The 13080-nt window shown below is 34.1% G+C and carries 11 protein-coding genes and 1 pseudogene; 6 read left to right on the forward strand and 6 right to left on the reverse strand.

Annotated elements, in window-relative coordinates:
* Positions 1-3: 3 nt before the first annotated feature.
* From KYG33_RS02395 to KYG33_RS02420, 6 genes are all read right to left on the reverse strand, one after another.
* On the reverse strand, positions 4-804 hold the full coding sequence (locus KYG33_RS02395; RefSeq protein WP_257468894.1) for an Fn3-like domain-containing protein: 801 nt from the start codon (positions 802-804) through the stop codon (positions 4-6).
* A gap of 80 nt (positions 805-884) precedes the next feature.
* The gene (locus KYG33_RS02400; RefSeq protein WP_077414292.1) at positions 885-1430 is read right to left on the reverse strand and encodes a peptidoglycan-binding protein LysM; all 546 of its coding nucleotides are present in this window, start codon (positions 1428-1430) and stop codon (positions 885-887) included.
* A 179-nt stretch (positions 1431-1609) separates the two neighbouring features.
* The gene (locus KYG33_RS02405) at positions 1610-2155 is read right to left on the reverse strand and encodes a peptidoglycan-binding protein LysM (protein ID WP_077414289.1); all 546 of its coding nucleotides are present in this window, start codon (positions 2153-2155) and stop codon (positions 1610-1612) included.
* Between the two features lie 58 nt (positions 2156-2213).
* Entirely contained in the window at positions 2214-2759 is a 546-nt protein-coding gene (locus KYG33_RS02410; protein ID WP_213278759.1) for a peptidoglycan-binding protein LysM, read from the reverse strand.
* Positions 2760-3211: 452 nt separating this feature from the next.
* On the reverse strand, positions 3212-3757 hold the full coding sequence (locus KYG33_RS02415) for a peptidoglycan-binding protein LysM (protein ID WP_077414286.1): 546 nt from the start codon (positions 3755-3757) through the stop codon (positions 3212-3214).
* A gap of 200 nt (positions 3758-3957) precedes the next feature.
* Positions 3958-4500 (reverse strand): peptidoglycan-binding protein LysM, encoded by a 543-nt coding sequence (locus KYG33_RS02420; RefSeq protein WP_219072601.1) that lies wholly within the window; start codon positions 4498-4500, stop codon positions 3958-3960.
* Positions 4501-4936: 436 nt separating this feature from the next.
* Between KYG33_RS02420 and KYG33_RS02425 the strand changes: the two genes are divergently transcribed.
* From KYG33_RS02425 to KYG33_RS02450, 6 genes and pseudogenes are all read left to right on the forward strand, one after another.
* Positions 4937-7900, forward strand: coding sequence for a response regulator (locus KYG33_RS02425; RefSeq protein ID WP_257468895.1), 2964 nt, complete (start codon positions 4937-4939; stop codon positions 7898-7900).
* Between the two features lie 202 nt (positions 7901-8102).
* Positions 8103-9161 carry a recombinase family protein gene (locus tag KYG33_RS02430; RefSeq protein WP_257468999.1) on the forward strand — a complete coding sequence of 353 codons (1059 nt, stop codon included), beginning with the start codon at positions 8103-8105 and terminating at the stop codon, positions 9159-9161.
* A 269-nt stretch (positions 9162-9430) separates the two neighbouring features.
* Positions 9431-9832: pseudogene (locus tag KYG33_RS02435) on the forward strand (conjugal transfer protein TraG); the annotation flags it as partial.
* 58 nt (positions 9833-9890) lie between these two features.
* Positions 9891-10097, forward strand: a complete 207-nt coding sequence (locus KYG33_RS02440) for a hypothetical protein (protein WP_219072603.1) — start codon at positions 9891-9893, stop codon at positions 10095-10097.
* A gap of 792 nt (positions 10098-10889) precedes the next feature.
* Entirely contained in the window at positions 10890-11768 is an 879-nt protein-coding gene (locus KYG33_RS02445; protein WP_219072604.1) for a helix-turn-helix domain-containing protein, read from the forward strand.
* A 511-nt stretch (positions 11769-12279) separates the two neighbouring features.
* Complete coding sequence (locus KYG33_RS02450; RefSeq protein WP_219072605.1) at positions 12280-13032, forward strand: hypothetical protein; 753 nt, start codon at positions 12280-12282, stop codon at positions 13030-13032.
* Positions 13033-13080 lie beyond the last annotated feature (48 nt).

Below are 13080 nucleotides of genomic sequence, written 5' to 3' on the forward strand. Positions count from 1 at the left end.
ATTTTAAAATTTAAAGTTTTTTTCGCCTACGCGTAAATCATTGGATTCTGCCATTTTGATAATAACCACGCCAAGGAAGTTCCCTGAAATTTTCTCTGGTAAAGAAAACTGAACAACCTGATTGGTATCCGGCAGCATGGAGATGGAAATTGCTGGCAATTTTATTTCCTTACCACTGTCTGTGTTGGTGAGTTCAAACTCAACGGTGGCATCATTGATGGTGTTTCCATCATTATGGATACTTACTGCTACTTTTCTGTTCGCTGCATTCTCATTACTCACCTCTGAAATATTGGTAATATCCAGACTTTTTACATGGTTTCCCGGTGGAGTATAAAAGATGTGAAGTCCCACTTCAAATAAGGTGATAATACCAATACCATTCTGAACACGTGCCTTATCTGCCTGCTGAGGAAGCTGGGTGAAAAACAGCATACTGTTCGTAACAGCATACTGTGATGCATTTGCCGGGATCTGCATGGTCACTACAATCTCCTTTGTGCTTTTCGCAGGAACTGTTACCGCGTTTTCTAAGGTGGATATCCAGGAGGCATTGGAAATTTTTGAACTGCCTGCTTCAAGATAAACCTTATTTCCGTCTTCTTCTCTAACCCAATCTTTGTAGTTGAGATTAAAAACATAATCTTTATCCGAGCTGTTTTGAAGCGTGACTGTCTTTGTTACTTTTTCTCCTGGATTACCTGTGAAAAACAAGCGTGTAGGCGACATAGAGATACTTTGTGCCAGAAGTGAAGAAGACCCTGTGAAGATAAAGAAAATGAAAAGGTGAATAAACTTGTGCATGGTGTAAATAGTTTAATAATAAAGATTCCCAAAACTACTGAAAACATCGCAAAAGGAATCTTTACAAACTAAAATTTTTATTATAAAGCAGTCGCAGTATAAGTTACCGTTTGTGTATAAGTTCCGGCCGGTTTACCTAAAATATCAGGAGATGAGGATTTTGCTGCTGGAATGGTGTAATCCAGATTCAGTGTTAATGCACTTCCGAGAGGAGCATTGGATACTAAAGTTTGATCCGTTGCAGATAAAACAACAGCGCTTTTTGTTCCGCCCATTGTTCCGGCAGCTGTAGCTGCTTTGATAGTCAAAACATTTACAGGGATCAGGTTGGTTCCATTCATAAAATTAGCACCTCCTGCTTTTACTTTAACATTAAAGTTCTTCGTTGAAGTAACTTTTAAAGAGTTGGCTTTAGTAATTGTTTGATCAGAGTTATAGTCTGCTGCAGTAGCATAGTTAAAGTCAACCGTATTACCAATTGCTGTACTTCCCGCGTCGATGGAGATTACATCGTTCAGGGTAATGTTTACCGTTGTGGTTGCTGTAGTATTTTGAGCTTGAACATTGTTAGTTCCTAATATGATTGCTCCAAAAGTTAAGGCTGAGATTACGATTAGTTTTTTCATGATAGTAATATTTAATTGTTCTTTTGTATACTGCAAATTTATAGCAGCGATAAAAGTTTCTTTGTAGTGGAAAAAGGAAGTTCATGTAGTAAAATCACTACAGGATTATTCATTTTGTTTAAATAAAAAAGCCCTCAATACCTGGAAAGTGCTGAGGGCATATATATTGATGTGTTTTTTTATAAAGTAGTCGCAGTATATGTTACTGTTTGGGTATAAGTTCCAGCGGGTTTACCTAAAATATCAGAAGATGAGGATTTTGCTGCTGGAATGGTGTAATCCAGATTCAGTGTTAATGCACTTCCGAGAGGAGCATTGGATACTAAGGTTCTTTCTCCTGGAGATAAAACCACATCGTTTTTGGTTCCGCCCATATTTCCGGGAGCTTCTGCAACCTTGATTGTCAAAACATCTACAGGGATTGAGTTTGAACCATTGACGAAATGCGGTCCTCCCGCTTTTACCTTTACATTAAAATTCTTCGTTGAGGTAACTTTTAAGGAGTTGACTTTGGTAATCGTCTGATCAGAGTTATAGTCTGCTGCAGTAACATAGTTAAAAGCAACTATACCACCAATTGCTGTACTTCCTGCATCTATAGAGATCACATCGTTCAGGGTAATATTTACCGTTGTGGTTGCGGCTGTATTTTGAGCTTGAACATTATTAGTTCCAAATATAACTACTCCAAAAGTTAAGGCTGTGATGGCGATTTGTTTTGTCATGGCAGTAAGATTTAATTATTATTCTTGTTCTCTTTTGAACATTACAAATCTACAGCTGCTACAAAGCAGTTGCTGTATACGTTACTGTTTGAGTATAAGTTCCGGCTGGTTTACCTAAAATATCAGAAGATGAAGATTTTGCCGCTGGAATAGTGTAGTCCAGGTTCAATGTTAATGCACTTCCAAGAGGAGCATTTGATACTAAGGTTTGATCCGTTGCAGATAAAACAACAGCGCTTTTTGTTCCGCCCATGGTTCCGGCAGCTGTAGCCGCTTTGATAGTCAGAACATTTACAGGGATCAGGTTGGTTCCATTCATAAAATTAGCACCTCCTGCTTTTACTTTAACATTAAAGTTCTTCGTTGAAGTAACTTTTAAGGAGTTGGCTTTAGTAATTGTTTGATCAGAGTTATAGTCTGCTGCAGTAGCATAGTTAAAGTCAACCGTATTACCAATTGCTGTACTTCCCGCGTCGATGGAGATTACATCGTTCAGGGTAATGTTTACCGTTGTGGTTGCTGTAGTATTTTGAGCTTGAACATTGTTAGTTCCTAATATGATTGCTCCAAAAGTTAAGGCTGAGATTACGATTAGTTTTTTCATGATAGTAATATTTAATTGTTATTTTTATTTAATTGTTCTTTTGTATACTGCAAATTTATAGCAGCGATAAAAGTTTCTTTGTAGTGGAAAAAGGAAGTTCATGTAGTAAAATCACTACAGGATTACTCATTGGTTTAAATAGAAAATCCCTTAATACTTTCTAAGTGTTGAGGGCGTATCTAATTCCTGTTATTTCTATTATAAAGCTGTCGTGATATAAATTACCGTTGCTTATAATTTTTCTTTAGATTTTCACAAAATTTACTGAATGTTTGGTGTGATGTATTAATTAGATTTAAATGTCCAAAAGCATAGATTCTACCTTACAGATGACAGATACTTATTCCCGGATTTTGAATTTTATCTATATCGGTACAATACATACAAAATCAAAGGCCTCCTGAGGAAGCCTTCGAAACACCAAATCACAAAATATTAATATGAAAATTTATTTATAAAGCTGTTGCAGTATAAGTTACCGTTTGTGTATAAGTTCCTGCTGGTTTACCTAAAATATCAGAAGAAGATGATTTTGCCGCTGGAATGGTGTAGTCCAGATTCAGTGTTAATGCACTTCCAAGAGGAGCATTTGATACTAAAGTTTGATCCGTTGCAGATAAAACAACAGCGCTTTTTGTTCCGCCCATTGTTCCGGCAGCTGTAGCTGCTTTGATAGTCAAAACATTTACAGGGATCAGGTTGGTTCCATTCATAAAATTAGCACCTCCTGCTTTTACTTTAACATTAAAGTTCTTCGTTGAAGTAACTTTTAAAGAGTTGGCTTTAGTAATTGTTTGATCAGAGTTATAGTCTGCTGCAGTAACATAGTTAAAGTCAACCGTATTACCAATTGCAGTACTTCCCGCATCGATAGAGATTACATCGTTAAGGGTAATGTTTACCGTTGTGGTTGCTGTAGTATTTTGAGCTTGAACATTGTTAGTTCCTAATATGATTGCTCCAAAAGTTAAGGCTGAGATTACGATTAGTTTTTTCATGATAGTAATATTTAAATTTTATTTTTATTTAATTGTTCTTTTGTATACTGCAAATTTATAGCAGCGATAAAAGTTTCTTTGTAGTGGAAAACGGAAATTCATGTAGTAAAATCACTACAGGATTATTCATTTTGCTTGAATAAGAAAAGCCCTCAACACTTTCTAAGTGTTGAGGGCTATATTTAAAAATTGATATTTACTTACAATGCAGTGGCAGTATAAGTTATTTTTTGTGTGTAAGTTCCTTGTGGTTTCCCCAGAAGTACTTTGGATGCATTTTCCGACGAAATAGAGTAGGCAATATTTAAAGACTGTTTAGTACCTAAACTTGCATTACTCACCAGTACCTGATCAGTTGTAGATAAAGTGACCTCATTCAGGGTCCCCACCAGACTTCCACCTGGTATTGCCTTTACCTGTAATATATCTACAGGAATTACGTTTGCACCACTTACAAAGTGTGTACCTTCAGATTTTACTTTTACATCAAAATTTTTGGAGGAAATAATGACTAAACTATTGGGAACGGTCACATTTTTTGATGAGTTATAGTCTTTTGTGCTCCCATAATTAAAATCTACAGCACCTTCTGACGCATCAGTGCCAATGTCCATTGCAATAACGTCTGCTAAAATAATATTTACGGATGTACTAACCTTCTCAGAATTTTGTGCAAGAACCCGGTTGGTTCCTATAGTGATTGCTCCCAGGGATAGGGCAGTGATAACGATTTGTTTTTTCATGATTAATAAATTTAAAGAGGTGTATAAAATATTGTCATTCAGAACTAATTATAAATCTAATAACATTATCCGACATTACCAAAGCTTTATTGTTATTGATTGACTAATTGTCAGTGTTATAGTTTCGATAATGAAGGATTAGCTATTATAAAGTAATTTTTTTATTTCATAGAATACTTCACTATCATTTTAGGTGAGATAATGTTAAAAGCTCTGAAAGCCCGGTATATTTGCTGAAAAGTTTAAAAAAATGAATATCAATTAAGAAAAACAATGGGGAAACCATACAAAATAAACTTTTATAAAGTTAGCAGCTTCATCTTTAAACGACTTAAATTATATTCATTTTCCAATATCTTCTAACGAATTTCTAAATTAATTTGTAAATATTATAAAATGACCTATTTTTAGTATTTTATTACAAAAATACCATTCAATGCCGAAAAAAATTATAAGAAATCTTCAGATAGGAGTAGTGATTTCTTTGATGCTTCTGATTGCTAGTTCCATAGCATCTTATATAAGCATACATAAGCAGATGGAGAATAGGGAAGACCTCTTGAAAAGTAAGGAATCTATAAGCTTAGCAAAAGATATCTTAAATACTCTTTTAAATGCTGAGACGGGCAATCGGGGATATCAGCTTACCGGCCTGGAAAATTTTCTTGAACCTTTCGATAAAAGTAGGAATGAATATCCGCTGCTTGTTTCTCACAAAGATAGACTTAATCTTAGAGATAAAGATCAGATTAATATTCTAAATGAACTGCTACATACTTCAGAAATCTTAATGAAAGAATATGTTTTGCTTATTGAGAATCGTAAAAAGGGAATATTAATAAGTCCGGAAGAACTTGTACAAAACAAGGAGGCTATGGACAAATGCCGCATGCTCGTTCAGAAATTTGTAAAACTTGAGGAAGTTCAACTTGCCATAAAAAATGAAGAGCTGAATAAGTCTTCGAAGTGGACTGTTTTATTTATCATCTTTTCTGCGGTTGCAGCCATTGGTGTAACCGTTTTTGTTTATATACAATTAAAATCTGATCTTATCCGGCGTGGTAAGTTAGAAAGCGATCTGTCTTACACTAAGGAAATGCTTGAAGAAACAGGCTCAGTAGCCCAGGTGGGAGGTTGGGAAGCCAATATGAAGACAGGAAAGCTGTTCTGGTCTCAAAGTACAAGAGAAATTCACAAAATAGAAAATAATTTCCAGCCTACTTTTGAAAATGCCTTTGAATTTTACAAAGGAAAAAGCAGGGAGAGAATAAAATATCTTTTTAACAGGGTAATACAACAAGGAATTCCTTTTGATGAGGAACTTCAGCTTTTACGTAATGATGGCGTTACGATTTGGGTAAGAGTAAAAGGTATTCCCGAATTTGAAGATGATACCTGTAAAAGGGTTTTCGGAATCATTCAGGACATTGATGCCTTCAAAAAAATGTTTTTAGAGGTTACCCGGAAGGAGGCCATAATGCAGTCTTTTGCCACTGACGTTCCTGTTCCTTTGGCCATGTTTGATAAAGATCTTAACTATGTTGCTGTAAGCAGCAGATGGAGAGAGGAATTTAGTATGAATAATGTAGATCTTATCGGTAATAATCTTTTCACGATATCACCTAATATTTCCAAAGAACGAAAAGATATCTATGACAATGCACTTTTGGGAAAAACGTACATCAACAGTGACTTTATGCTAAAGGTGGAAGGAAAAGAAGAAATTCAGCATTATGACCTTAAAGTCGGTCCTTGGTATCTTACAAAAGATGAAGTAGGGGGAGTGATTATTTCCATACAGAATATTACAAATGCTGTAAAGATAAATGAAGAACTGAAAAATGCCAAGGAAACGGCAGATATAGCCAGCAAAGCAAAATCCGAATTTCTGGCCAATATGAGTCATGAGATCAGGACTCCTTTAAATGGAGTTATTGGTTTTTCAGACCTTCTCCTCACAACACCACTGAATGAAACACAGATGCAATATCTGAATTACATCAATGAGTCAGGGGAAAACCTGCTTAGCATTATCAATGATATATTGGATTTTTCTAAAATAGAATCCGGAAAAATGGAGCTTTTGATTGAGAAAACTGATGTTTATGATATGTTAAGCCAGGTCATAAATGTTATTATTTATCAATCCCAGAAAAAAAATATCGAACTTCTTCTCAATATTGAGCCAGGTCTTCCAAAGATACTTTTTTTGGATGAAGCAAGGTTAAAACAGATTTTGATCAATCTTCTGGGAAATGCTGTGAAATTTACAGAAAAGGGAGAGATAGAGCTAAAAGTAGAGAAATTACGCATGGATGATAGTACTATTGTTTTGCGCTTCTCGGTAAGAGATACGGGGATCGGCATCCCTGTTGAAAAACAGAAATACATTTTTAATGCCTTTACTCAGGAAAACAGTTCCATTAGTAAACGATATGGTGGAACGGGTCTAGGACTTACTATCTCAAATAATATCCTGGGATATATGGGAAGCCATTTGTCGCTGAGCAGCGTAAAGGAAAAGGGTTCTGTATTTTTCTTTGACATTGAGATTCCTTACGAGATCTCTCAATTGAGAGAGGAGGATAAAATAACTATTAGAACGGCCTTAGTGGTTGATGATAATGAAACCAATAGGATCATTCTTGACCACATGCTTACCTATAAAAATATCAAGTCTACCTTGGCTTCTAATGGGATGGAAGCGTTGGAAATCCTGTTGAAAGGAGAGCGGTTCGATGTGATCCTGATGGATTATCATATGCCTGTTATGTCAGGACTGGAAACAATAGATAAAATAACAGGGCTGTTCAATCAGCGAAAAGAGACTTCTCCATTTATAGTACTTTCTTCTTCTTCTGAAGAACTGGGCATACTTAATTCAGTTAGAAAAATAGAAAATGCACATTTACTGTTGAAGCCTATCAAATCACATGAACTATACAAAACCTTAAAAAAGGTAGACCGAAGTTATGCAGTAGAAATTAGTAAGGATCAGTCTGAGAAAGTTTTGCAGTTATTTGCCCCAGAATTAGAAGTGCTTTTGGTTGATGATAACGTAGTGAATATGGTCCTGAATAATAGAATAATGAAGTCTCTTGCACCCAGTATACATCTAACGGAAGCCGTCAATGGGCTGCAGGCTTTGGAAGAATGCAGGAAAAAGCATTTTTCCATTATCTTGATGGATGTACAGATGCCAATCATGAGTGGTATTGAGGCAACACGAAATATAAGAATGCTGCCGGGATATGAAAATATACCTATCATAGGCGTTACAGCTGGAAATGTGCTGGGTGAAAAAGAAAAGTGTCTGGAAGCCGGAATGAATGATTTCCTTCCCAAGCCTATCAGGCAGAAAGACCTTGTTGAAGTACTCAAAAAATATATTAATGTTTAGGACTTATAAAAAATGAGCTCAATTTCTTCTGTTAATATCATGTGACAACATATTTTAAATGTACCAGATATAACCTTTATCTAAAACATCAGTTTTCGGTTATATTAATAAAATTACTGAGGATGGCAAATATAAGTTTATTGAGCCTAAAGAACCTGAAGCTTCAATAATACGCTATTTCTTTAATGAAATAGCAAAAGGAATTGAAGCTCCTGAAACTATACGTCGACAGCTTTCAGAAAAGGGAGTAAAAATTTTGAGTAATCAAGCCTTTCATGTTGCAATAAGAAATCCAGTGTATTGTGGTAAAATATTTATAAAGAAATATCGGGATGAAGAAGCTCACTATGTAAAATCTTTACATGCTCCTCTTATAAGAGAGACACTATTTAATAAAGTTCAGTTAATTTTAGAAGGTAATAAAAGAAAAACCCGAAAGTATATAAAATTTAGTTCTGCTGACATTTTTCCATTGAGAGGTTTTTTGATCTGTCCTAAGTGTGGGAGAAATTTAACTGCCAGTGGATCAAAGGGAAGTCAGAAAGTATATTATTATTATTATTATTATCATTGCAAATCATCTTGTGGATTTAGGCAAAGTGCTGAACTTACCAATAATCTTTTTGTTGAGGAATTGAAGAAATATGAATTTCTTCCTTCAGTTCAGAAAATCTTACAAAATATCCTATTAACAGCTTATAAAAAGTACAATAGTAAAGCTGACGACAGAAGAAAGAGAATAATTTCTGAAATAGAGAGTTATAATGCTAAAATAGCTCTTGCAAGAGAAAAATTATTAGCGGAAAAGATTGAGGATGACGATTATATGATCATTAAAGCACAGTCTAAACAAAAAATTGAAATTCTTGAAAATGAACTTCATGCTTGTTTAGTTGTGACTCGTAATCCCAAAAAAGTTGATGATCGCTTAAACAAGGCTCTATCAGTTATATCTAACGTATCATTATTATACCAATCAAGTAGTGTAGAAGCAAAAAGAAAAATAATTAGTTCGATATATCCAGAAAATCTTGAATTTACAGGAATTGAATATCGAACTACCAGAGTAAATTCAGTATTAAGAAGTATATCTCTTGTAACCAATGCGTTAGGTGATGTGAATAATAAAAAAAATGATAAGAAAACAGCTTATCCCTGTCTGGCAGCCCCAACGGAAGATTTCTCGAATTTTTTTAAGGAAGATTTATTGAGAATAGAAAGGATATATGAATATTTTGATTCGGAAGATAATCGGTTTTGATTTAATATTATATGAATATTGATTTTTATAAAATATGACTATATGTAAAATTTTTATATTTTGATCAGAAAGCTGTTGATGCTTATTTCAGAAGAAATATTCAGTTTCGTACATATATTTCTTACTTTCAACAGCCCGGATACTGTTATTGGTATATTGTGCTATTTTTTTGGTATCAAAATCAAATTTCATCAATGCACAGAAGTACAGTTCTGAGAAATTAAGGTTAGAATTTATCTTTAGGATTTCCGGGATAAAGTGTGGAAAAAAAAGTCCTGCAGAAAAGACAAAGTATGACCATCAACAGAAATGATACGTCCACTTTTATATCTACCCAACTTGATAGTCTGATACCGGCTTCTAAAATTTCAACATTAAGTCAGGGAATGTTTGTAGGGGCTGTATCTGATAATTTTGATGAAAGGATTGAACAGAAAATGTTTCATGCAGAAATTGTAGTGGATCATGAAAAAGTATTGGCAGAAACTAAAAATTATCAGCGGATACCGGAGATTTTATCATTTGTAGATGAAAATGAAAAAGATCGGTTCACATCAATTATTGAAGAGAATTACAGAAATGTTGAGCAGGAGGTTATGAGAGTCATTGAAAATGAAATCGAGCGTATAAAAGCTCACCCTGAGCTACAGCATTTAATACCAAAAGAATAAAGTAAAAATCTCCGGAGACCGGGGAAAAAACTAATAACCATGAAAACTCAAATTAAACATGAGAATCGGGTTAGATGAAAAAATAGATACTTCGGTTTTATATTATAAAGCTCTAAATAATGGAATAAGCATTGCACCGGGAAGAATTTTTACACTTCAGAATCAGTTTCACAACTGTTTACGTTTAAATTATGGTGGAGAATGGAATAGAGATATAGAGAAAGCATTAGTGAAACTAGGACAATTAGCGAACCAAATGATTTAGAGAAAGATCCTCTTTAAATTTATAAAATGATTAAATTCATCATGTAAATGTTGAAATTTTTATGGGTAATCATCACAATTTGATCGCTCAGTTTGAGCATAAAAATGGTACTGCCTACTCATTAGGTAAATAAAATACGGAGTTCCGTTATCTCATTGATGATCTAAGGATATTTGGATTCTCATCTGTCTGCAAATTTGGCTGGTGCAGCTCTTGTGTAGTCTGTTTGTTGGAGGCATCACAGATAGGCTTTATGTCCTCATGTCCGCTGTAAACGGCTTTCTATCCTTTCATACCAAAACCATTGAGATTATCATATGGCTTACTATTCCATTCAGTGTGCTTTTTATTTTTGAACTGATTTGATGAGTTCATCCCCGTTTTTTTTAATAGAGGTGAGAAATACGGGGTGTTTTTAATACCAAATCTGTAAGTTATTTCTGATACAGAGTAATTTGCTCCTTTCAGAAGGTTTTAGTTGCTGAAATTAATAAAATTGGTCAGTTCTATAACTGTTTTACCTGCTTCAGTAGATCACTAAGGTAATAGCCAGAAAATAGGTTTTGATGTTCCGGATTTTAGGAATAATTGTTTTTTAATATCTTAGACCGAGAAAATTTCATAATATCTGAAATAAAATAGTGGGCAGATAGTTATAGAACATAAAGCTAAACATCAATAGTATTTAAATCTTCTACAATTTCAATGCAAATTTGCCTTTTTGATTTGAATATTCTGAGGTGTCTTGCAAACATTATAAGGAATTAAACTCATTATTTTATCAACATTTCTATGTTTAAAATTTATAATATTGAAGATTTTAAGTCTCAGAAATCTATAGGTAACGAATTCATGATTGAAAGATTTGAGGATCTTAATCGCCCTCCTGATCTACAGTGGCCCCATAAACATAGTTTTTACGAGATACTTTGGCTTACCTCAGGGAGCGCTATCAATATGGTTGATCATCATCAAACAGAAATTGGACCTAATACTTTATTTTTTATTTCACCTGGCCAACTTCATCAGATGTCAACAACAAAAAATGTGAAAGGTTACAGTATTACTTTTACTGAAGAATTTTTGTTGCTTACCTCAAATAATAAGGATAAACTTCTTTCCCTGAGTTTTCTTAATAACAGTGGCATACTGCCATTCGTTAAATTAACGGATGATAGAGTGAATGAGGTGAAACGTCTCATAGAAATGTTGGAATATGAAATAGGATTATCTGAAAAGTCAGCAATTATTGTCAGTCATTTACTTTTTGTTTTACTCAACAGAATTCAACGTATTATTATCAATACCCACGATTATATTTATGACAATGTAAATAGTCTAAGGCTTAGAAAGTTCCGGGAATTGGTAGACTGTCATTATCTGAATGAAAAAAAAATTGAGTTTTATGCTCAGCAGCTCGGTTTAAGCCCCCATCGTCTGAATGAGGTTACCAAACATATAACTGGAAAAACGGCTGGTGATATTATTCGGGAACGTATATTAATGGAGACCAAAAGGCTATTAGTTCATACTGACTGGAACATTTGCAAAATCTCAGAACATCTTGGTTTTGCAGATTTATCATACTTTTCAAGACAATTCAGAAAAAAAGAAAAATTAACTCCACTTGACTATAGAAATACAATGTCGGAAAAGTTCCAGAATATTTAAAACTTTTCTCTATCGCAATTAATCACCTCCTAAATGTATTCTAGGAGCGACTCTTGGATGATAGAGATTATGTTTCATAGTAGTCCGGTATTAGTTAATACAAGGATTGTTGACTTGATGAGTTTTTTCATTCTATTTCTTACCCTACCATAATTCAACACTTAGAAAAATAAGCATCAGATGCCATTTCAGATGATTCATTTACATGGCAAATTATCTTTGATACTATTGAATGATATCTTCAATTCATTATTATAGGTATGGTAAAGTCAATATTTTAGTGAATAAAAGAAATTTTTTTCCTCAAATATTATAGGTGAACTTCTTTTAGTTTTTATAAAAATAGTGTTGTAAATCAATTGATTATGCATTGCAGTAGAAATGCAGTAGAAACTCCATAAAATAATTGCCATAGTTTTACTACCAAATTTAAGTATGCCTCTTAGGCACTTAAAAATGTATTACGGCCTCTAATAAAACACTACTATTTTAATAAGAAAAATTAAAAGCAATGGAAAAAAAAATGTTACCTATAGCAGTCCTTTTTTATGGATTAACTTTAGCACAGGTTGGAATAAATACAACATCACCAACTCAAACACTAGATGTTAATGGCAATGTGCGATTTCGAAATGTTCCTGAAAATAATGTTCTGGACAATACGGACAGAGTAATGTTGTTACAGGGAGATGGAACAGCCAAAAAGGTTACGATAAGTTCTCTGCAGCCTCCTGGGAAGTTTGCATTGGATGACATTTACACCCTGACAGCTGCTGTTCCTGTTGATAGGAATATCACAGGTACCTATAGTACAAGCAATTCGAAGATTGATAATATTGATATCCAGATGAGTCAATCTATTATTATTCCGGCAAGAACAGAAGGATTAATTATTGTTAATTATTCGGTTCCTATGGGAATGGGAACCGATTTTACCTGTGCAAACAATTTATGGTATTATGGAATAAGATTTTTGAAAGATGGGATTGAGATGCCTCAGGGTTCCAGAAAGTTTACCTTTTTTAGAACAGATCAGACAGCAAAGGTAGCTACAATATCCAGCTCCTATTCTGAAAAAATTACGAATAATACTTTTACCGATCTTACAGTGACCTATTCCTTAAATGGATATTTAGAATTTACTCCAGGTACTATTACTACTAATCCCTGCACTATAAGATTTAATATGAATGCTGCAACAGGAGAAAATTTTAATTGGGGGAAGGCTAATATGAATATACAGTTGTTTAAAAAGCCTCTGTAATATTGGTATCGGTACGTATTCATCGGCATGATGTCCTATAATAGAACA

The sequence above is a fragment of the Chryseobacterium sp. D764 genome (genome assembly GCF_019317325.1).
GTDB lineage: Bacteria > Bacteroidota > Bacteroidia > Flavobacteriales > Weeksellaceae > Chryseobacterium.

Excerpts from the sequence above, each read along its gene's own strand:
- KYG33_RS02395 (WP_257468894.1), bottom strand. The coding sequence starts at position 804 with ATGCACAAGTTTATTCACCTTTTCATTTTCTTTATCTTCACAGGGTCT.
- KYG33_RS02400 (WP_077414292.1), bottom strand. The coding sequence starts at position 1,430 with ATGAAAAAACTAATCGTAATCTCAGCCTTAACTTTTGGAGCAATCATA.
- KYG33_RS02405 (WP_077414289.1), bottom strand. The coding sequence starts at position 2,155 with ATGACAAAACAAATCGCCATCACAGCCTTAACTTTTGGAGTAGTTATA.
- KYG33_RS02410 (WP_213278759.1), bottom strand. The coding sequence starts at position 2,759 with ATGAAAAAACTAATCGTAATCTCAGCCTTAACTTTTGGAGCAATCATA.
- KYG33_RS02415 (WP_077414286.1), bottom strand. The coding sequence starts at position 3,757 with ATGAAAAAACTAATCGTAATCTCAGCCTTAACTTTTGGAGCAATCATA.
- KYG33_RS02420 (WP_219072601.1), bottom strand. The coding sequence starts at position 4,500 with ATGAAAAAACAAATCGTTATCACTGCCCTATCCCTGGGAGCAATCACT.
- KYG33_RS02425 (WP_257468895.1), top strand. The coding sequence starts at position 4,937 with ATGCCGAAAAAAATTATAAGAAATCTTCAGATAGGAGTAGTGATTTCT.
- KYG33_RS02440 (WP_219072603.1), top strand. The coding sequence starts at position 9,891 with ATGAGAATCGGGTTAGATGAAAAAATAGATACTTCGGTTTTATATTAT.
- KYG33_RS02445 (WP_219072604.1), top strand. The coding sequence starts at position 10,890 with ATGTTTAAAATTTATAATATTGAAGATTTTAAGTCTCAGAAATCTATA.
- KYG33_RS02450 (WP_219072605.1), top strand. The coding sequence starts at position 12,280 with ATGGAAAAAAAAATGTTACCTATAGCAGTCCTTTTTTATGGATTAACT.